This window comes from Vibrio sonorensis (genome assembly GCF_001854765.1).
GTDB lineage: Bacteria > Pseudomonadota > Gammaproteobacteria > Enterobacterales > Vibrionaceae > Vibrio > Vibrio sonorensis.
This window is the reverse complement of record NZ_LJJE01000112.1, coordinates 1-20,653: the sequence shown is the minus strand read 5'-3', so window position 1 is coordinate 20,653 and position 20,653 is coordinate 1. Positions and strand designations below refer to the sequence as shown.

12 protein-coding genes and 7 pseudogenes are annotated in these 20,653 nt (G+C 42.8%); 11 read left to right on the top strand and 8 right to left on the bottom strand.

The window, feature by feature from the left end; translation table 11 throughout:
* Nucleotides 1–15: 15 nt before the first annotated feature.
* Nucleotides 16–791 (bottom strand): annotated as a pseudogene (locus BLO31_RS20020) (TetR/AcrR family transcriptional regulator).
* Between the two features lie 214 nt (nucleotides 792–1,005).
* On the opposite strand from BLO31_RS20020, the gene BLO31_RS20015 reads away from it, so the two are divergent.
* On the top strand, nucleotides 1,006–2,079 hold the full coding sequence (locus tag BLO31_RS20015; RefSeq protein ID WP_070971013.1) for a PQQ-dependent sugar dehydrogenase: 1,074 nt from the start codon (nucleotides 1,006–1,008) through the stop codon (nucleotides 2,077–2,079).
* On the opposite strand, the gene BLO31_RS20010 is transcribed toward BLO31_RS20015, so the two are convergent.
* Nucleotides 2,060–3,514: a sensor domain-containing diguanylate cyclase gene (locus tag BLO31_RS20010; protein WP_070971010.1), complete on the bottom strand. Its 1,455-nt coding sequence runs from the start codon at nucleotides 3,512–3,514 to the stop codon at nucleotides 2,060–2,062. The genes BLO31_RS20015 and BLO31_RS20010 overlap by 20 nt on opposite strands.
* Nucleotides 3,515–3,863: 349 nt before the next feature.
* Nucleotides 3,864–4,520: a thiopurine S-methyltransferase gene (locus tag BLO31_RS20005; RefSeq protein WP_070971007.1), complete on the bottom strand. Its 657-nt coding sequence runs from the start codon at nucleotides 4,518–4,520 to the stop codon at nucleotides 3,864–3,866.
* 323 nt (nucleotides 4,521–4,843) lie between these two features.
* Between BLO31_RS20005 and BLO31_RS20000 the strand changes: the two genes are divergently transcribed.
* Together BLO31_RS20000 and BLO31_RS19995 are read left to right on the top strand one after the other, a co-directional pair.
* Nucleotides 4,844–5,617, top strand: coding sequence for a nucleotidyltransferase family protein (locus BLO31_RS20000; RefSeq protein ID WP_070971004.1), 774 nt, complete (start codon nucleotides 4,844–4,846; stop codon nucleotides 5,615–5,617).
* Between the two features lie 111 nt (nucleotides 5,618–5,728).
* Entirely contained in the window at nucleotides 5,729–6,706 is a 978-nt protein-coding gene (locus BLO31_RS19995; RefSeq protein WP_070971002.1) for a DUF3187 family protein, read from the top strand.
* A 7-nt stretch (nucleotides 6,707–6,713) separates the two neighbouring features.
* On the opposite strand, the pseudogene BLO31_RS19990 reads toward BLO31_RS19995, so the two are convergent.
* Nucleotides 6,714–7,456: pseudogene (locus tag BLO31_RS19990) on the bottom strand (sporulation protein).
* A 1,865-nt stretch (nucleotides 7,457–9,321) separates the two neighbouring features.
* Here BLO31_RS19990 and BLO31_RS19975 point away from each other — a divergent pair.
* The 6 genes and pseudogenes from BLO31_RS19975 (at nucleotide 9,322) to hutH (ending at nucleotide 16,830) form a co-directional block, all read left to right on the top strand.
* Nucleotides 9,322–10,203: a hypothetical protein gene (locus tag BLO31_RS19975; protein ID WP_070970989.1), complete on the top strand. Its 882-nt coding sequence runs from the start codon at nucleotides 9,322–9,324 to the stop codon at nucleotides 10,201–10,203.
* A gap of 220 nt (nucleotides 10,204–10,423) precedes the next feature.
* Nucleotides 10,424–11,134, top strand: a complete 711-nt coding sequence (hutC, locus tag BLO31_RS19970) for a histidine utilization transcriptional repressor HutC (RefSeq protein ID WP_070970987.1) — start codon at nucleotides 10,424–10,426, stop codon at nucleotides 11,132–11,134.
* 204 nt (nucleotides 11,135–11,338) lie between these two features.
* On the top strand, nucleotides 11,339–12,556 hold the full coding sequence (gene hutI, locus BLO31_RS19965) for an imidazolonepropionase (RefSeq protein ID WP_070970985.1): 1,218 nt from the start codon (nucleotides 11,339–11,341) through the stop codon (nucleotides 12,554–12,556).
* Nucleotides 12,549–13,555 (top strand): annotated as a pseudogene (hutG, locus tag BLO31_RS19960) (formimidoylglutamase). The gene hutI and the pseudogene hutG overlap by 8 nt, the downstream one beginning before the upstream one ends.
* Before the next feature lie 33 nt (nucleotides 13,556–13,588).
* Nucleotides 13,589–15,286, top strand: a complete 1,698-nt coding sequence (gene hutU, locus BLO31_RS19955; protein WP_070970982.1) for a urocanate hydratase — start codon at nucleotides 13,589–13,591, stop codon at nucleotides 15,284–15,286.
* Between the two features lie 6 nt (nucleotides 15,287–15,292).
* Nucleotides 15,293–16,830 (top strand): annotated as a pseudogene (hutH, locus tag BLO31_RS19950) (histidine ammonia-lyase).
* Between the two features lie 422 nt (nucleotides 16,831–17,252).
* On the opposite strand, the gene BLO31_RS19945 reads toward hutH, so the two are convergent.
* The 4 genes and pseudogenes from BLO31_RS19945 to BLO31_RS23630 all read right to left on the bottom strand — a co-directional run.
* Nucleotides 17,253–17,633: a DUF4440 domain-containing protein gene (locus BLO31_RS19945; RefSeq protein ID WP_070970979.1), complete on the bottom strand. Its 381-nt coding sequence runs from the start codon at nucleotides 17,631–17,633 to the stop codon at nucleotides 17,253–17,255.
* Nucleotides 17,626–17,871 carry a DUF2164 family protein gene (locus BLO31_RS19940; RefSeq protein ID WP_070970975.1) on the bottom strand — a complete coding sequence of 82 codons (246 nt, stop codon included), beginning with the start codon at nucleotides 17,869–17,871 and terminating at the stop codon, nucleotides 17,626–17,628. The genes BLO31_RS19945 and BLO31_RS19940 overlap by 8 nt, the downstream gene beginning before the upstream one ends.
* Before the next feature lie 204 nt (nucleotides 17,872–18,075).
* Nucleotides 18,076–18,681, bottom strand: coding sequence for a pyridoxamine 5'-phosphate oxidase family protein (locus BLO31_RS19935; protein WP_070970972.1), 606 nt, complete (start codon nucleotides 18,679–18,681; stop codon nucleotides 18,076–18,078).
* A gap of 359 nt (nucleotides 18,682–19,040) precedes the next feature.
* Nucleotides 19,041–19,205, bottom strand: a pseudogene (locus BLO31_RS23630) (IS5/IS1182 family transposase); the annotation flags it as partial.
* A 475-nt stretch (nucleotides 19,206–19,680) separates the two neighbouring features.
* Between BLO31_RS23630 and BLO31_RS25270 the strand changes: the two are divergent.
* Nucleotides 19,681–19,827 (top strand): annotated as a pseudogene (locus tag BLO31_RS25270) (transposase); the annotation flags it as partial.
* A gap of 425 nt (nucleotides 19,828–20,252) precedes the next feature.
* Nucleotides 20,253–20,357: pseudogene (locus BLO31_RS25265) on the top strand (integrase core domain-containing protein); the annotation flags it as partial.
* Nucleotides 20,358–20,653: the final 296 nt, after the last annotated feature.

Below are 20,653 nucleotides of genomic sequence, written 5' to 3'. Positions count from 1 at the left end.
GTATGGGCTTTCGTACTAGCGTCCTACTGACTCTAAGTACTTAACTTCTTCACTAAACAGTTCACTTTCGATACGACGCCAACTTTTTCTATAGTCCCACTCGCTAGAGAGGGGTTTCCAGTTGATACCGTCAAGTAGCATATTCGCGTTGTGCAATATCGAGTAAGGGTCCTGTAGCCTTTGAATACAGCGGCTATTGGTCGCATTTTGGCTCAAAGCGTTAGAGCCAAATGCCATCGCCCAGTTTGCAAAAACAATGGCGTCGGAACCGATACCCGGAGAGAACTTAACATCACCTTGTTCTAATGCATACTCAATAAGTTTATCGGCTTGAGTAATGACATTCTCTTCGAGTTCGTTTAACGCTTTTACCCTTTCAGGTGAGGCTTTCTCAATAACCCAAGGGTTTTTCGCCATTAACGCACAATTCGAAAGAACAGGTTCTGTTCGGCTATAGATACGGTAGCCAACATGCAGTGCTAGAATGCGTTCTCGCGAGTTACCATCAAAGGCCAACGCTCTGGCAAACAAAGCTGCTTCGCGTTTCAGACTCAAATGACACAATGCGATAACCACATCTTCTTTACTACAGAAATGATTGTAGATAGTACCTTTCGAATAAGGCTAGCAGCCGTTAACTTGTCCATAGTCAGATAAATAAATCCTTCTTTTTGAACAATCGTCTTTGCTAACTCAATCAGCTCAACTTCGCGATCTGCGATGGCTTGCTGTTTCTTCGTCAGTCCGTTCTCATTTTCAGAGCTCGCTTTTTTACAAACAAATCCAAACATGGGCTTTTAAAGTCCGTATCCTATAACAGTCTCCAGTTTAATATTGTAACACGAATCGCCAATCAGTTCATGTTGCTGTTTGTGACGCTTCGTCATTTCTGACACACCGTCATAATAGTGCATTCATTGAGCAAATCAAGAGATATATTAAAAAACATTAAAATTGCTTATAAGCTAGGATGTATAAACCTATTGATTGTCGGAGATCCGAGACATGAAAGCGCTTGTTATCCTTATCACAATGTTCACTTGTCCCCTCTACGCTAGCGATTGGACGGTGAAAAAGGTCGCCTCTGGCTTTTCGGTCCCTTGGGGCCTAGCCTCCGTAGATACCCATCATTTGATTGTTACGGAAAAAAGCGGCGCAATATATAAACTCAATACCAATTCGGGGTCCAAAACTCTGCTTTATAAGCACCAAGAAGTAAAAATGACGGGACAAGGTGGCTTGATGGACGTTGCCCGCTCCCCCTTTCAAGATAACGCTTACTACTTTACCTACAGCAAAGTGACCACTAGTGGTATTGATACCGTGCTCGCCGTCGCCCAAATCAACAACGGTGCGCTAACAAACTGGCAAGATTTGGTCGTTACCGACTCTCAATCTGGTGGAGGTCGCCATTTTGGCAGTCGAATTACTTTCGACAGCGAGTCTGTCTATTTTTCTGTGGGTGATCGCGGAACAAGGAGCAATGGCCAAGATTTATCAACGCACTCAGGCTCAATCCTCAGAGTCGATGCGCAGGGAAACGCTTTTGGCAATAATCCGTTTATCAATCAGCAAAACGCAAAAGCGGAAATCTGGAGCTATGGGCACCGAAATCCACAAGGCTTAGTATTTGATGCTTTGACTCAACAACTTTGGTCTATCGAGCACGGTCCTCGCGGGGGCGATGAAATCAACTTAATCAAACGCAAAGCAAACTACGGCTGGCCGATAACGTCACATGGTAAAGAGTATTGGGGACCATTGGACGTTGGAGAAGCCAAGGAGAAGCCGGGGATAGAATCTCCTAAGTGGGTATACGTCCCTTCGATTGCACCGGGAAGTTTAATCATGTATCGCGGAGATAAGTACCCTACTTTAAAAGGCAAGCTAATCGCCGGATCCCTTAAACTCACTCATTTAAACGTGCTTACCATCGATAAGGACAAGGTTGTAAAAGAACAAAGACTGTTAGAAAGCTTTGGTGAGCGTATACGCGCTCTTGTGACTGCTGATGACGGGTATCTCTATTTTTCTACCGATAGGGGTAACGTCTATCGACTCACCAACTCTCAACCTTAATCTGGTTTCGTCCACTGCTTTTACAGTGGTAGAGCGAAAGGTCAGCTTGTTCGAATAAGAGCTCTAACAGCTCGTCACTCGGGTAATCGGCGTCGGTTTGTCGCAAATAACAAGTGGCGGCACCGACCGAAATGGTGATCTTATTGTAAGGAGGATTACCTCGGTGAGGCATGTCTAGTTTTTCAACCGACTGATGTATCACTTCGGTAGCGATATCTAACTCTTCAACCGTGCCTCTCGCCAAAAGTACCACAAACTCTTCTCCTCCGAAACGAAACGCTAGATCGTTAGCGTGGAGTTTACCCGCAATAGCATCGGCGACCATGGTCAAGGCGTTGTCGCCAGCGGTATGACCATAGCTATCATTGTAGGCTTTGAAGTTATCGATATCGCAAATCAACAAACCTAGGTATTTATCTTGCTGTCGATACTTATCGACAAAAGGCACCGACATACGCATGTACTTGTAGCGCGTTCCTAAGCCTGTCAACGAGTCCGTATCTGATTTTGCTTGAAGTATCGATAGCTGTTTTTCAATCTTAGTTAGCAGCCCTTTGTAGGAGCGGGCCAGCTCCCCTATTTCATCTTTTCTTTTCAGCTCCGGCATGCCTTCTAAAGACTCTGCGGCCACTTCTTGTCTCATCTTATCGGAGAGGTTTTTAATCGGAACCACAACCCAGCGAGACACCAGCGCAATCATCACCATCGACAACACCAGGGCTAAGATCCCTTCTCTTATGAGTTCTGAGGCAAGCTTGTTGTGAATAGTGCCAAGTTTGCTCGCATCGGCGACTAGCCACACGTAGCCCTGTGATAAACCTTGCAGAGGAACCTTGATATGAAGTGTTTCTAAAAGAGGGTTAAACCAGAATCCATCGGTTAAGTCTTTAGGTAACACCCAGCTCAACTCAAACTTGGATTTGTGGTTTAAACTCACTTTCGACAATTGATACAAAGTCGTTAAGTCATGCTGTAGTACAGAACCCACTATCGACTCTGTTGTATTCGACGACTGTTGCGATACAAACGCTAACCGCTGTTTGATCTTCTCTAATCTCTCGGATGATATATCCTCGCGCCAGAATAGATTTTTGTCTGCCAAATATCTTACGTGAAGAGGATTTTCAGATTCTGGTGTGCTCTGCTTTATCTCGACAAACTTGAGTTCAGGAATTGAGTTGAGCAAAAGCGGGATAGAAACGTCGCGAAGATCGACATAGTTGCCAAATGCAACTTTATTCGAAATATCTACAACTAAATTCTGTGTTCTTGTATGAATGGCTTGGGCGTTGTTTTCTACCTGATGTTGCCATTCACTGGAAAATCTTGAGTACGTCAGACCAACAATTACCGCCAGTACCAAAAAAAAATGGGTAACAAGTAGCAATTGAGTAATTGAAAGCCTGCGCAAGAATATCGGAAGACTCCGTGTCATAGCGGCTCCTTACGGGAACAGCTGGTAAGGTGATAACCACAAACAACAGGCACGACTCCGGTAGAGATGCTGTTAAACGACCTATCGCCGCATGGTTTAAAATCCGTTGTTATCACCTTTGACACCTTCCATTGGTCAAAAATCAATCTTTAAGCGCGCGAATAATAAGTCAATGGAAACAAAAAGGAAATAGATTTAATTAGTACAGAACAGCACATTATTTAACTTGTGATACTAGGTAGGATTTATGAAATTACGTGCTCATAAAAAAGTAAATAACACGGCGTTTTGTAACCTACTTCAAATTTCGTGGTAACTGCACCGTGTTAACTCTTTTATGAAGACGATTTTACGCTTGTCGAGGTTCGATCAAAAACACTTCTTCGGCAAACCTAGACAAATCATCTTTCGCTTTTTTGGGTTGATTCGCATCATCCTCATTGCGGTATAAAGAAGTGACAGAGAACCCTTCAAACAATTTCAGCAGTTCAGAATGAGGGACAGAAAATGGAGGACCACTCATCTCTTCCTGAGCGTAATCCAAGCTCACCAATAGAATTCGCCCATCGTTCGTCAATAGCTGTTTCAATCGCTCAGCATACTCTACTCGCATGTCGCTTGGTAAAGCGATTAACGCGGCTCTATCGTAAATGATATCCGCTTTATCTAATGGGGCTGTAAAAAAGTCTCCCGTATATATGGAGAGCTCGTCAAACTGGTACAGCTCGTGCTGCCCACTAACAGGGGTGACCATTGGCGTGTAAAAATGCTCAGAAAAGAACGCTCGTACAGCGATTTGACTCAGCTCCACTCCCTGTACCTGATCGTGTTTTGTCGCCAGCCAAACAAGATCTTCTGATTTTCCACACAGAGGCACGAGTACCTTGTCATTTCGCGAAGGCTTGGTTTGTTCCCAATACTTAATAAGTAACGGATTCACATCATCAAGGTGAAACCCTATCTGATTCGCTGCCCACTTGTTATGCCAAAACTCAGGATCTTTCATATTTCTTTTACCTATGTTAATTCGCGCTTAGGTTAGCAAACAAATGGATTTTGACACAACTCTGATACGGTTCATCCAAGGTTCATGTATAAACTCTTACTGTAAGTCAAAGCACAGTTATTCGTCTTATGGACGACGAAGATATCACCAAGTGGTATATCAGTGCGAAGTTGGGATTGACTTCAAAGTTAATGGATATTTAGGGTTGGAAAGACAATTTGTAGTCCCAATATCTATTGTGAGCTAAAACAAAATACTCAGATTTGTACGCAGAATCTCTTTTAAACACCCCATTTATGCGACCACAAATCTAAGGAGAGTAAATGAGCTTATTCTTGCGAACTACGGCGCTTATGCTTTTAATGTTGAGCCGCGCTCCTGCCTTCGCTTCGATTCCAACTGTCAACGACAGTGAAAATGAGTGTTCCACTAAGCAAAATCAGGTTTGCTCTAAAGCATTCCGTCATAATCTAAGTGGACTCTATGGTATTCAATCAACTCAATACTCCGCTATTCAACCGTACAATGATTTCGACGTTCTCTACTCTAAAGCCCATCAGGCACAGGCCGAGTTAGAGACGATCTGTAAAAGTGCCAGCATGCAAACCAATACCCAAGCACTATTTGCCGGCGTTAAGTCCAAACAAAGAGCCGAACAAAAAATTGCGCTAGAACTTGAAGGTAACGTCGATCGCATCACGGATCTCGCTCGTGCAACCTTAGTTGCCAACGACCTTGAGGGGCTTATGAGCGCCTACGAAGTATTAGAGCGTGAAACTCGGGTAGTTAAAGTTAAAAACCGTTTTAAAAAGCCTGCGGAATCAGGATACCGCGATCTCAAACTGCTCGTTCAGTTGCCCGCTACAGGACTTATTGCTGAGGTTCAACTTCACTTAAAAGCGATAGCCGATGTAAAAAGTGGTCCCGAACACAAGCTGTATGAGCAGATCCAACATATTGAACGCATCGCAATAAATGAAGGTCGTTCTATGACGGATTGGGAAGTAAGCCGAGTTAAATCCATGCGTCAACAGTCTCGACAGTTGTACCAAGATGCATGGCAGCCTTACATCACCACGCACCTACAAGCAGCATAGAGTTAACCACCTAACGGCTGGTTTTTTATTTACTTTTTTATTTTCTCGGTAACAGGAATAAACGGCGCCACAGCGATATAAGCTATAGTTGTATCAACAGCGATAGGATTTATGAGGCGTTTATTACTCGTGATTCATGGACTGAGGTACTTATGGGTTGTATTGTTTTTCGTTGCTTTTAACTCGGCAGCGAAAGACGACTACGGTCCATTGCAAGTCTACTCCCAGTCACCTTTTCAAACCAATAGTCTGACACCTCAACTCCGATCTGGCTTTAGCAATGATCCAGACACTCAAGAGTTCTACCTATCGGGAACCGCCGCAAGTATATGGGCGAATGCAGGAAATTATGAGCTCGACTACTATCAAAACCAAATTTCTACGGGCTGGAAATGGCAGTTTGAACAAGATTGGCAGCTAGCCCTTAGCTATCGCTGGAACTACGCGGGTAATAATCACCTTGATGGACCTACCCGATGGTTCCATGACCTTATAGGTATCGACCAGAATGGGCGTGAAGAAGTGGATGACCACCGATTCATTATTAGCATTCCCGATTATGACGTTAACTTAGAAGACTTCCGAGGCCGCACGTTAAGCAATGCATATACGGCTTATCTTCAATATCAACTATATAGTTCCGAACATCACGCTTGGTCTGTCGGAGGCTCTCTTTATTACAACGACATAAATAAAGGGATTTTTGCGTCTAGTCGATTTGAACAAGCGCTACAAGTCAACTACGGATATCAGCGGGGAAAGCATCAGGCTGATATTTCCGCAGGTTATACTAGTCGGCGCAATCAAGAGGCCTATCAAAATTTTCCACTGAAAAAGAGCGTTTTGTCTGTTTCGGCTGGCTACCGATACAAAATTGCAGAGCAGCACACTTTGATTGGTGAGATGTCAGTCTATGAAGGAGTATCAGAAGGAAAAGACGAGTTCTCCAAGGTTTCTACTGAGTTTACAGCCGGCTATCGCTATACCATGGAATCGAGCGCTCTCGAAATATCGGCAACAGAGAATCTATTTAATGCAGACAACAGTACCGACATCGCGTTTACCTTGGGATATCGATACCGCTTCTAAAACGATGCTATACAGAAAGTACGCGTTGAACTGCTTGAGCCACGTCTTGATCACTTGCACTTAACGGCAGAGTAAATGAGGTGTATTGGTCGCCGCGTAAACTCAATGAACGATCGACTTCTGCCAAACAGTGCAGTAACGTACCATCGAGCACAAACGATAGCTCTATCTCTTTCTTGTTAATCAAAGCGCCATTGCTAAACTCAATTTCCTGATAACACCCTGAGCGAGAGGAAAAATTCCCCCCGTTTAAAAAGCCTTTTTCTACATCTGCCTTAACCATTGTAAATCCGGCAGATTCTAAGGTTTGTATAACTTTTTGCGCGACGGGAAGTGCTCTACGTTCACCATATCTCTATCTTTAGGATCGATAGCAAAGTCTATATCTAAAGTGGTTTCAACCCACACATAGCTTTGGTTCATTTTTGCATTTAGAACCGTAATAGGTGTTTCATCATGCAATTTAAACTCGAAGGGAACCTGCTTGTTTTCACCGGGTTGGATAGTAAATGGTTGAACAGCTTCAAGTTGGCCAAGAACAAACGTCTCATGACTTGTACTATCGTCAACCTCTACTTTCATTTCAGTACAGAGCTTAAGCTTAATTGCATCGATATCTTGCGCGACATCACCACCTTGAATATGCACAACGCCTTTCAACATTTCCCCTTGAGCAACATTCATGCTCTGTAAAACGGTATCGACCTTTGCAGCACCAATCCCTAATGACGCTTTCAACTTATTAAACATGACTTTCCCTTTATTATTGGAATAACTAACTTTTTCGAGCGCCAGTAACATATAAAATCTTTGAATAACTCGCCCGGCTACACAGAGTGCATAGTTCATCGACATCTTGCAACTCTTTACAGGGTTTGTAGTGTGGTTAACCAAGACCTTTCTAATATGGCTCTGCTGCTATTCCTTCTTTACTCCCCAGATACAATACCCTGTCAGCAAACTCTAGGGTTTCTTTTCGAGAATAGTGGGATTGTGAGACAAATACAGTATCAATTGAAAAAAGCACAAATATTCAACAACCTAGATGCAGATTGAAAAAGAATTACTTCACCTGTTAACCGTGTTGTTTTGTTATCAGCGGACCACATCTCAACAAGTATGTTGTGCTCATACGGAGTCCTAACAATAGAAATGCAAACTATTCAGATTATAAAACAACATCTAGTTAATATTTTAAAAAACTAAATACATCACTTAGGAACAAAAAATCAATCATAAAACTGGATCTTGATTCATATATAAAATCAAAGAATAACATTATTTACATATAAGTTAATAAAACCACAGAACAAAAACAAAAAATATTTGAACGTCAGCTAAAATTACGATAGACAAGAAAAACGATTCAAACAAAAACTATAACGACCATAATGACAGCGTGACTAGAGAAATAACATATCTTATTGAAACAAGAAAGATAATAAAACAGTTGGTCTAAAGTTAACTAATGATCAAACCAAGCAAGTTCAAGGTGGATATCGACACCAAGAACATGCTAGACACTTACATGGCAGAATTAGCCATTTGAGAAGATAAATGTAAATTAATAGAAGCAGCGATGCTCCTTCTATTCTTGAGTATGATTACCATGAACACATTCTACATCTTAGCTTCAATGTTATATTTAAAAAATCCCATCTTCACTGGAAATTGTGAAATAATTGAAAAGATTGATACAAATATAACATTTATTATCCCAAAATCATTATATTCAACTTATGATCAAAATACTGTTGACGAGAAACTTAAACGATTTATTTTGTACAGCAACAAAGTCATGGATAACTCTTGTATTCCATTAATTAGGAAACTCTCCAAAATAGTAGTAGTTGATGATAAGAAGTATTGGCCAGAAGATGTATATGCCATGCGTTCATGCTCGATTACACTAGGCCATCTCTTATAGCAAAACAACCAAACGAGTATACGGCTGTGGTGTTTTCTTCTCTATCACTTAAATACAATCGTTTTTGTGGTGAAGCCGACCTTTATAATAACAACTTCGTCATAATTTCAATCGATTGCCCAGAGTTTACTTTAGAACATGAGTTAGGACACACTATGCTAGCTCAGCACCCCAAAGTCCAATTCTATAAAGAAAATAACTTAAGTGATTCATACAAAATCTCCGAAAGTTATAGTGATTATGCCTTTGGATACTATTGCGATAACCACGGTACTGTCATGACATATTCGCGTTTACAGATAGCTGCATACTCATCTCCATTTATAAAATTTGCAGCAAAACCATGTGGTAAATCGCATGAAGCAGATAATCGAAAACAAGTTTTGAATTGGATAGAAAAAAACTTATCAAAGTGATTGTTCTAATACAATTTTGAGGGGTCAAACACAAAGTGATAACTCTCTGACTAAGGTGTATTTATGAAAATGTCCACATCGATTAGATACCTTTTTCGTAGTGTTTAGATGTCTTTGTCATTTCAAAAATATTTTTAAAACAGCAATGACACATAATATTCAGCATGATGTGATTTTCATTCAAGCCTGAAAACAAAGCTAATCCTCACTAGGATTTATCTCGCTGAAAGCTATCTAATTAGTGGAATAAAACATAAATCTGAGGAGCTTTTATGAACGCTTTTCACGCCAGTAATATACTTATATTTGCTGTAGTTATGTGCTTCAGTTTGTCCGTTCAATCCGAAAACATTAATCCCGTCAATTGCCAATTCGATACTGCAGAAAAAACTGTCACTCCGATTACCTTTTTCCTTCTCTCAAAGCCAGACGAAACAAAGGCACTTAGAGACCGTATTCAAGACTGGGTGACGGAAGCCAACTATATTCTTGCCAACTCTTGTATCCCTGTAGAAAGACGTGTTGACAATATCATTGAAATTAATGATTCGTTTGAGCCCTTGTTTAGTTACTCTGCTATGGAAGTTTCCGAACGCATGTTGAGGTATTACTTTGCAGATAAGTTTGCAACCATTGATTCCAATCCATTTCACTATTACGGGATCGTTTATTCCGAAAGCGCCTCTACCGCTCTAGATAATTACTGTGGATCTACTTATGAGACAAAGTTGCCCAACTATTTTCAGATTCTAAGCCGCTGCCATAAATTTGGCCTCGAATACACTTTAGGACGACTAGCATGGGCACAGGGAAGTCGAGATGCGTTAGCAAATAGAATTGTCTCCAGCATTAACACCGACAAAACTTGGCTAAGTGAGTTAGTCAAGAACAACAGTAGCCAACAGATAGTTGCCGCTTATCAAAACTATTTAAAAAATAAATTACCTGTTTGGGAACAAAAATATTTGAAAGACTATGGGTTTGGTTACCATTGTGGCGGTTACGGGACACTAATGGCACCTATTTCAGAATTAGAAACAAAGGTGCTACCTCTGTATTCAACACCACTAGCCCAATTTAAGGGTGAAGCTTGTGGTGACAGCAGTTATGCCGATAACCGCCGCCTTATGATTGAATTCTATAAATCACGTTAAGGCTAACTCAACCATCTAGCGCTGACCAAGGTGAATCCGCTACGTTGAGCAGCGCTCGATTTACTTGAAAGTGTATAACAACCTCGTCTGGGGTGGGTTTAAAAAGTACTAAGCTAATTGAAAATCAACACGAGTTATCGCACAAATTTTATATCTGAACTTGCAATTTTTACTGCCAACTCGTTTAATTTGTATAGTCAATTAAACTCAGCGACTTGTTATGACTCAATCACCTCTATACCTTCAAATCAAAAAGTATATTCAGAAACACATCGACGACGGCCACTGGCCTGTCGGTCATCGCATTCCCACCGAACTTGAACTAACCAAACAGTTCAGCGTAAGTCGTATGACAGTCAACAAAGCGATAAGAGATTTGGTTGCCGAAGGACAACTACAAAGAAAACCGCGAGCGGGCACATTTGTCTGTGCGGCAAACGAAAAAGCGGAGTCACCACTGCTTGATATTCGAAACATAGCCCAAGAAGTCGCCTTGAGAGGCAAGTGCTACACCGCTAAAGTAGTCAAACAACAATCGGTACAAGCCGACGAAACCATCGCCGTTAAGCTTGGCGTTATGTTAGGTACCCAAACTTTTTTCTCTGAAATTGTACACTTCGAAGACAACCAACCGATTCAATTAGAACTGAGATGGGTTAACAGTGTTTGGGCACCTGATTATATCAACCAAGACTTTACTCATATAACACCCAACCAATATCTTTCAGAAAATTGTCCATTAAGTGCCATCGAACACACTGTTGAAGCGATTGTCGCAGACGACCACGTGAGAAGTGCTCTCAAACTTGGTGCAAACGAGCCCTGTTTGCTTCTTAACAGAAGAACGTGGAGCGAAGACAAACTAGTAAGTAGTGCCCTGCTCTACCACCCTGGTACGCGATACAAACTCAGCTCCAAGGTACTACTTTAAGTCCCAGCTTACTTTATCCATGTAACCCGTTAGTGACTAAGGGTATATTCTAATACCTTTAGTTTTTGCCAAAATTTATTCTGCTAGCCTTCATCTTTACGCGATTTAACATTACTTACCGATCACATTTTTGCAACATTCAACTTGATCAATTAGCTGTAATACACCAATAATTTGTATATACATATTATACAAAGGCTAAAGATGGTAACTAAAAGCAAATTAGTAATGCTAAACGCACGTTTAGTCACTATGACGAATGATGATAAGGGTTACGTCTGTTCAGACCCTACCACACTCATTATTGAGCATGGAAAAATCGTTAAAATCGGTGCCGAGTTACCAGACTCCGACGGCTACCAACTCCACGACTGTAAAGGAAAGCTTGTTACTCCGGGACTCTTAGACTGTCATACCCATCTGATTTACGCGGGATGCAGAGCCAACGAGTTCGAAATGCGACTCAATGGTGTTCCATATGAGGAAATAGCTCGGCAAGGAGGAGGCATCATTTCGACGGTTAACGCCACTCGTCAAGCGAGCGAACAACAACTTATCGAGCTCGCATTGCCCAGATTAGACGGCCTACTCCGTTCTGGCGTCACGACGGTCGAAGTAAAATCTGGATACGGTTTAACCATAGAAGACGAGCTAAAGATGCTTCGAGCGGCAAAGGCCTTAGAACAGCATCGAAAAGTTCGTATTGAAACTACCCTGCTAGCAGCTCATGCCGTTCCGCCAGAATACAAAGGCAGAGCAGACGACTATATCGATCTGGTCTGCAATCAGATCATTCCGCTGTGTGCTAAAGAACAACTCGCTGATTGCGTCGATGTTTTCTGCGAGGGAATTGGCTTTAATTTAGAACAGACTGAGCGCGTGTTTGTTGCCGCTCAAAAACACGGTTTACAAGTAAAAGGCCACACGGAACAACTTTCTAACCTAGGCGGTAGCGAACTAACCGCTCAATACAACGGTTTATCAGTGGATCATATAGAGTATCTCGACGAGTCAGGCGTAAGAGCTTTAGCTTCCTCTGGGACGATAGCGACTTTGCTACCTGGTGCATTCTATTTCTTGAGAGAAACCCAAAAGCCACCGATAGAACTTCTGCGTCAACATAACGTGCCAATGGCGATCGCTACCGATCTCAACCCCGGGACCTCACCCTTTGCAGACTTGACTATGATGATGAATATGAGCTGCACTTTGTTTGGTCTAACACCAGAAGAGGCATTGAGAGGCGTTACCTGTCACAGCGCCCAAGCATTAGGTTTGGGGAACTCTCGCGGGAAAATTGCCAAGGGATATGACGCTGATTTAGCCATTTGGAACCTGTCTCACCCCGCTCAGCTGAGCTATCAAGTCGGTGTAAGCCATCTAAGTGCCCGAATCGTTCAGGGGGAGCTTTGTCATGTCTAAAACATATCAAACCGAGCAAGATTTTCATTGGCAAGGTCGGCACGATGCCGAAGATGGCGAGCAAGGGAAACGCGTACATCATGTTATAAAGCAAATAGAGGCCAGCGATTTAGAACCCTATCACAATGCGGTAAGCCTTTTGGGTTTTGCTTGTGACGCCGGTGTTTCGCGAAACAAAGGTAGAATTGGCGCAAAAAAAGCCCCAGACCTTATCCGTAGAGCTTTGGCCAATATGGCTTGGCACAAAAAAACGACTCTACTCGACCTTGGAAACGTCGTTTGCGAAGACGATTTGCTAGAGAGCAGCCAAGAGCAGTGCGCCAACGTTATTGCTCAAGCTCTGCGTTCTACTCCTGTAATTACCCTTGGCGGAGGTCACGAAGTGGCTTGGGCGTCATTTTCCGGCTTGGCGAAATATTTTGATTATCTCAACCCCGCAAGCCCACCGAGAATTGGGATAATCAACTTTGATGCTCATTTTGATTTAAGGGCGTTTGAAAGCAGCATAGTGATGTCAAAGCCAGTTCTGGCACTCCTTTTAATCAAATTTACCACTACTGTCAGGATAAAGGCTGGCCTTTCCACTATGCCTGTTTGGGCGTAAGTAGAGCGAGCAATACCGAATCCCTTTTCAAACGAGCGGATGAACTCAATGTTTGGTATGTCGAAGATAAAGATCTCGCTCATATTAACCACATTTATCACCTTACTCAGCTTCAGCACTTTATTGATAACTGCGATTACCTCTATTTAACGATAGACCTCGACGTATTTCCTGCCGCGACTGCTCCCGGTGTCAGTGCACCGGCGGCTCGTGGAGTCTGCATGGATACTATAGCTCTGTTTCTCGACCGAATCCTTCACTACAAGGACAAGTTGGTCATTGCAGATATCGCTGAATACAACCCTACTTACGATGTCGATAGCCAAACGGCGCGCCTAGCGGCCCGCTTGTGCTGGGATATCGCTAATGCATTTGCCGACAAGCAAACGCAATAAAAACAACAAACGTGAAACACAAGGAGTCCTACAATGACAGAGCGCCAAGAACAAGATAAGCGTATCGATACTAGTCGCACGATTCGCGCGCCTCACGGAACGACACTAAGGGCAAAATCTTGGCTGACTGAAGCCCCACTGCGAATGCTGATGAACAACTTGCACCCCGACGTAGCGGAGCACCCTCATTCACTCGTGGTTTATGGGGGCATTGGGCGAGCGGCACGTAACTGGGAATGTTACGACAAAATTGTAGAAGTATTAGAACGCCTAGAAGATGACCAAACTTTACTGGTTCAATCAGGGAAGCCAGTTGGTGTGTTCCCTACTCATAAAAATGCACCAAGAGTACTGATTGCCAACTCTAACCTAGTTCCTCATTGGGCAAACTGGGAGCACTTTAATGAACTCGATAAAGAAGGCCTGATGATGTACGGCCAGATGACAGCTGGCTCTTGGATTTACATAGGCTCTCAAGGCATTGTTCAAGGCACATATGAAACCTTTGTTTCCGTGGCTAAGAAACACTTTGCAGGCGAAGCGAAAGGTCGTTGGATTCTCACTGGTGGTCTTGGTGGTATGGGCGGTGCTCAGCCTCTTGCGGGTACTATGGCAGGCTTTTCTATGATCGCTGTAGAGTGTGATGAGTCGCGTATCGACTACCGATTGCGAACCGGATATGTCGATCGCAAAGCGACGTCTTTAGAAGAAGCACTTTCGATAGTTGAAGAATCAGATGCACCCGTTTCTGTTGGCCTGTTGGCTAACGCTGCGGATGTGTTTGCTGAATTGGTGGAACGCGGTATTACTCCTGATGTGGTTACCGACCAAACTTCGGCTCACGACCCCCTTAACGGTTACCTTCCGCAAGGTTGGAGCATGGAACACGCTGCAGAAATGCGCACAAAAGATGAAGCTGCCGTGGTCAAAGCTGCCAAACAATCTATGGCAGTACAGGTTCAAGCCATGTTAGAACTTCAAGCACGTGGTGCTGCAACGCTAGACTACGGTAACAACATCCGCCAAATGGCTCTGGAAGAAGGTGTCGAAAACGCATTTGATTTCCCGGGTTTTGTTCCAGCTTATATCCGTCCTCTGTTCTGCGAAGGGGTTGGACCTTTCCGATGGGCGGCTCTGTCTGGCGATCCAGAAGATATTTATAAAACAGACCAAAAAGTCAAAGAACTGATCCCTGATAATCCTCATCTGCACAATTGGTTAGATATGGCTCGTGAGCGAATTCAGTTCCAAGGTCTACCTGCGCGCATCTGTTGGGTAGGACTAAAAGATCGCGAACGTTTAGGCCAAGCTTTCAATGAAATGGTTAAAAATGGCGAGCTAAAAGCACCTGTTGTAATCGGCCGAGATCACCTAGATTCCGGCTCGGTTGCTAGCCCTAACCGTGAGACAGAAGGCATGATGGATGGTTCAGATGCTGTATCAGATTGGCCGCTGCTCAACGCGCTGCTAAACACCGCCGGTGGTGCCACTTGGGTTTCACTGCATCACGGCGGTGGTGTTGGAATGGGCTTCTCTCAACACTCTGGAATGGTCATCTGTTGTGATGGTTCAGAGGATGCGTCGCAGCGAATCGCACGTGTTCTACACAACGATCCTGCAACCGGAGTTATGCGTCATGCTGATGCAGGGTACGACATTGCTAAGCAGTGCGCGGCCGAACAAGGCTTGGATTTACCTATGCTCAACGAAGAACTAAAAAAGCTGAAGTAAGGAAAAATGAAGATGTTAAACCTAACGCTTAAACCGGGTCAGTTAACCCTAAAACAATTACGTCAGGTCAGCCGTACGCCAGTCAACCTTACTTTGGATGAATCTTCATTCGCCGCCATTAATGAAAGCACACAAGTGTCGAGCAAGTGATTGCTGATGAACGCACCGTGTATGGTATTAATACTGGCTTTGGCTTACTTGCCAACACTAAGATAGCGCCCGAAGATTTGGAAACCCTGCAAAAGAGTATTGTACTCTCTCATGCGGCGGGCATCGGCGAGTTTATGTCCGATGAAACCGTTCGCCTGATGATGGTACTCAAAATCAACAGTCTTGCCCGCGGCTATTCTGGTATTCGCCTCAATGTCATTCAAGCGCTCATTGAACTGGTTAACGCCCAAGTTTACCCGTGTGTCCCGCAAAAAGGTTCTGTTGGTGCATCCGGTGACTTGGCCCCACTCGCCCACATGAGCACGGTGCTATTGGGAGAAGGACAAGCGCGCCACAACGGTAAAATCCTTTCCGGTGTCGAAGCGCTAAAAATCGCTGGTTTAGAACCAATCACATTAGCGCCAAAAGAGGGACTGGCCCTATTAAACGGTACTCAAGCTTCTACAGCGTTTGCCCTTGAAGGCTTGTTCGCTGCTGAAGACCTCTTTGCTTCAGCTACCGTTTGTGGCGCTATGTCGGTAGAAGCCGCATTGGGTAGCCGACGTCCATTCGACCCAAGAATTCATCGCGTTCGCGGACACAGAGGCCAAATGGATGCTGCGGCAGCTTATCGCCATCTATTGGATAGCAATAGTGAAGTTGGCGATTCTCACCAAGGCTGTGAAAAGGTTCAGGACCCATACTCCCTACGCTGTCAACCACAAGTCATGGGTGCGTGTTTACAGCAAATTCGCAATGCAGCTGATATCTTGCAAGTTGAGTCCAACTCAGTTTCCGACAACCCACTGGTGTTTGCAGAAGATGGTGACATTATCTCCGGTGGTAACTTCCATGCAGAACCAGTAGCAATGGCAGCGGATAACCTTGCTCTCGCGATTGCCGAAGTTGGTAGCTTGTCCGAACGACGAATGGCATTACTTATTGATAGTGCGTTGAGCAAACTTCCGCCATTCTTGGTTGACAATGGTGGTGTAAACTCCGGCTTTATGATAGCTCAGGTAACGTCAGCAGCTCTCGCTAGTGAAAACAAGACTCTAGCTCATCCTGCGTCGGTGGATAGCCTGCCGACGTCTGCCAACCAAGAAGACCATGTATCTATGGCGACCTTCGCTGGCCGTAGGCTACGTGATATGGCAGAGAACACGCGTGGTATCTTAGCTGTCGAGTACCTGTCTGCGGCTCAAGGTCTCGATTTTAGAACGCCACTGCGCTCTTCTGATCGCGTTGAGCAAGCTAAGCAAATGCTGCGTGAGAAAGTCTCGTTTTACGATAAGGATAGATATTTCGCTCCAGATATCGAGAAAGCCAACGACTTGCTAAAACTCGCCGTTCACAACCCACTCATGCCAGAAAATATTCTGCCTAGCGTATAAACATTTCAGATGTTCAAGCCCTGCCTATCAAGCAGGGCTTTTTTGTGCGCAACAACAAGTTCACGATATACGCGGTTCCCAACTCAAGGTCTAAGGCGTGACCTCAACCTTGGTAAGACTGCTAGGCTTAACGGGAGCCAGAATTCGGAATTTAGTGTCGGAAGTAAGTTGGACAGATGCAAAGTCGATACCCCAAACCTCGTTTTCGATGTACACGTTTCTAATTTACGTGGGTCCCTTCTCGCTCTAGCACCGCATATACACCTGCGGACATTTCAAATACCAGTATGAGCTAACCAACGATTCATTGCCTGACAGATTCTTGAGGTTCACTACGAAATCGGTAACGACAAGCTGTTCGGCTTAATCCCTACAATCTGCATGCTCTGCGTTCACTAACTTGAGAGTTCAACTTTTAGTCATCATGCGTCAATAGATTCAAACGTACTAAATTGTAATTTCCAACAGTTTCCTATTTTAATCCAACTTTCAATGAAATTAATATTCGATATGTCATCAATTTCATTTATTATTTTGGCCTTTCCTGTCACAGTTGCAATACCAACAAATATTTTGTATTCCACATCTGATTCAACTCTTTTCGTGAAAGCTAAACTTTGCGGATCGTCTTTCTTTAATAAAGATAGTTTCCGCAATTGATGCTTTTTGTAAATCATTTTTTGACCATTAGTAGAAAAAAACCAATCCGCCTCTAAATAATCCAACTGTTCAATATTCAAAGCAAAAAAAGCATTGTACCACTCTTTTCTCATCAGCAACAAATCTGAGGAAATTTTACTCATATATTTTTTCCATGTCCAACTCTTCCTTTATTGATTCACTTAATTTAGAAAAACGATAAATCGCTTGCTCGATGCCTTTATTAAAAAATTCTTTACCTAATTTATCAACGATAAAGTCAACAAGGAACTGTTGTTCAAACTGACCTAACTCCAAACCGTGATTTTCAAATAAATATTCAGCGACATCAGTACAAACTAAATCATATATTTTAGTATCTAACTTCAATTTATCTGTCATACTTCGTCCTGATACTTGGTAAATCAAAATGTACAAAGTTCTTGTTAATTGTATCTTCCAAAAGAGCTTCTTCCCAAAGTTTTAGGTCTATCTCAGTAGCACATACTAGGATTCAGGATCTTTCGACGGTACTCATCCACGGGTAAACCCGTGGTTTTCTGTACCCACAGAATAAAGTGTCAGTCTGGCTGGAGCAGATCATCTTCATAAATCATACTTATACCGAGCAATCATATCTTCTTGAGGCTCGGGAGTAGTATTTATCGAAAGTTGGTCGTTAATCATGGTTCCCATTGTAGGAAAACTTGAGCGATCAATTTTCGATTTAGGAGACCAAAGTTCTGAACGCATTAGTGCTTTGGCGCAATGTAAAAACACTTCCTTGATGGTTATTTCAATGCATGTTTTTGGAGGATTTCTATCATCAGCAAACAGTACTAAATGTTCGACTGACGTAGAAATTCGAGCAACCCCATTAACTCGGAGTGTCTCATCAATTCCAGGAATCAAAAACAAACAACCGATTTCACCAGTTTCAATTATATTAACAAGGCTATCTAGTCGATTATTTCCTTTGGCATCGGGTAAAACTATACAGTTCTCATTTATTATTTTTACAAAGCCTGGCTTTCCTCCACGAGGAGAACAGTCCACTGACCCCGACTTTGCATAGGTAGAGATTGTAACAAACGGGGAATGTTCGATGTAATTACGGGAATGGTACTCCAAGCAAGGTAATTGTTTATCTTTAGCCCGCCCCTTGGCGTAGCCGTAGATTTCTCTGAGCTTTTCTTCTGACTCTACGTACATAACTTTCCTTGATATTTAACATTAATCGGTATGAATTCGTAAATTATGAATATGGCGTAACTAACTGATTGGCATTTACTTTTATCATACGCACCTTTCAGTCAAATTTGAGACAATACTTTCTAGTTCAAAAACCAATACATCAGCGATTTTTTCTACCAAGATAACATCAACAGAGTAACAGTTATAACGGATATCAATCTTTAAGTGGTCTTCAAACGAGGAATAAAAAAAAGAGAGTGGATTCTTGGCAATTACTTGGGAATCTACTTGTAACTGCTTCACTCCTAGGGCAGGGTAATGATAGGGTTTTGGGGATTCCGCAATAATCAGACCTAAACCGTCTCGCTTAGTTAATTAGTTAAGGTGGCAACATCACTGCTTCTACCTCTGCGTCCGGACGGAGTGTCACAGTACCAATTGGCGATTGTATCGTCATCTATCCAGAAAGCCAGCGCCCCTCGGTTTACGAGCGCTTGGTTGTATTCTTTCCAGTTGGTGATTTTTCTCTTCGATTTACCCATCTGATTCTGCCTTTGCTCTCAAAGGATCACAAAGGATCAGATCGCTGGTTAACGGAAAGGTTCCATCGATTTGGTCAACAACGCCGCCCCAAATTAATATCACTGTTTACGATCTGTTGTAACATAGTCAATCTCCATTAATTAAAGTTTGTACACAAACAACACAAACAACACAAACAACAGATTTGTTACAATGCTACAACATGAATGTAACCAAAAAAATGGCATCTAGTATAATGGAAAAAAATTATCTGCACATGAGTTGCTTTAAGGTTAGTAAGCAAATATGTCGATAGTTATTCTATAGATTGATCTCTCGACTTCCTGTTAACCAGTTGCTTACACTGATAGTGACCTTGCTTGGACACCCTACCGTTAGTGACCGACTCCTAATAAATAACTCCATAAAGCCGATGAATTGGGGCATGATAATGACAATTAGAGGGACTTATCATGATATTCAAAGCGTTTTTCAGTAGAGCAGATAGTATCTACGATTAAGCACCAAGAAGCCGGACTCACCATTGCTAAAATTTCTCGCAAAATGGGAATTACTGAAGGTACTTTTTATCCTTGGAAGAAGAAATATGCGGGGCCTGAGTCCGACCAAGATCGTGAGTAGAAGCAACTTCAGGAAGAAAAGAAACTTAGACGTATTGTTTCTGATTTAAAACCCGACAAAGTGATGTTACAAGATCTAAACACAAAAGTGGTGAGCGTGTCGCAACGCCGCAAATTGGCACGCTATTTAATTACTCTTTATTATGTTAGTGAACAAAGGGCATGCAGATTGACGGGGTCAAGCCAAACGACTTGTCGTAACCAACCTCGTAAGGAGCCTAAAAAAGCTCTCAGGCGACGAATAGTTGAGTTAACCCATAGTCGGATTCAATATGGCTACAAACGCATTCATTACGACAACCGAAGTGAATTTTTAAGTTAGACGACAGATTCACCGGCTTATACAAACAAGGTAACATTGGCATTTTCTCCGCTAAGTAAACCGACTGATAACGCTTTTATTGAGTCTTTAAACGGAAGCTTTTAGGACGAATGCCTAAACAACCACTGTTCGAATCGTTGGCTGACGCTAAATTTAGAATCGAAGCTTGGCGAAATAACTATAACCAAAGTCGATCTCATAAAGCTTAAAATAACCTGTCGCCAATGCAATATGGGGCTTCCATTAGAAAATAATATGCTCAATTCATTGAGTTGGTCGCACTAATAATGGGGACCATTCAAACAAAAAGTTTCATCGAGACAGTGGTATTAATCACGGGTAAGCCCCCCCTTTCAATTCTTACTTAATTCTGCGGTTGCCAGAACACAAGGCGTTTTTATCAAACTGAAGGGTTATACAACTGATTTATAGCTGTAAGCTTTACGGAACTCTGGCCTAGTTGGGGGGAATATAAAAAAGCCCCGACATAAGTCGAGGCTTTCTA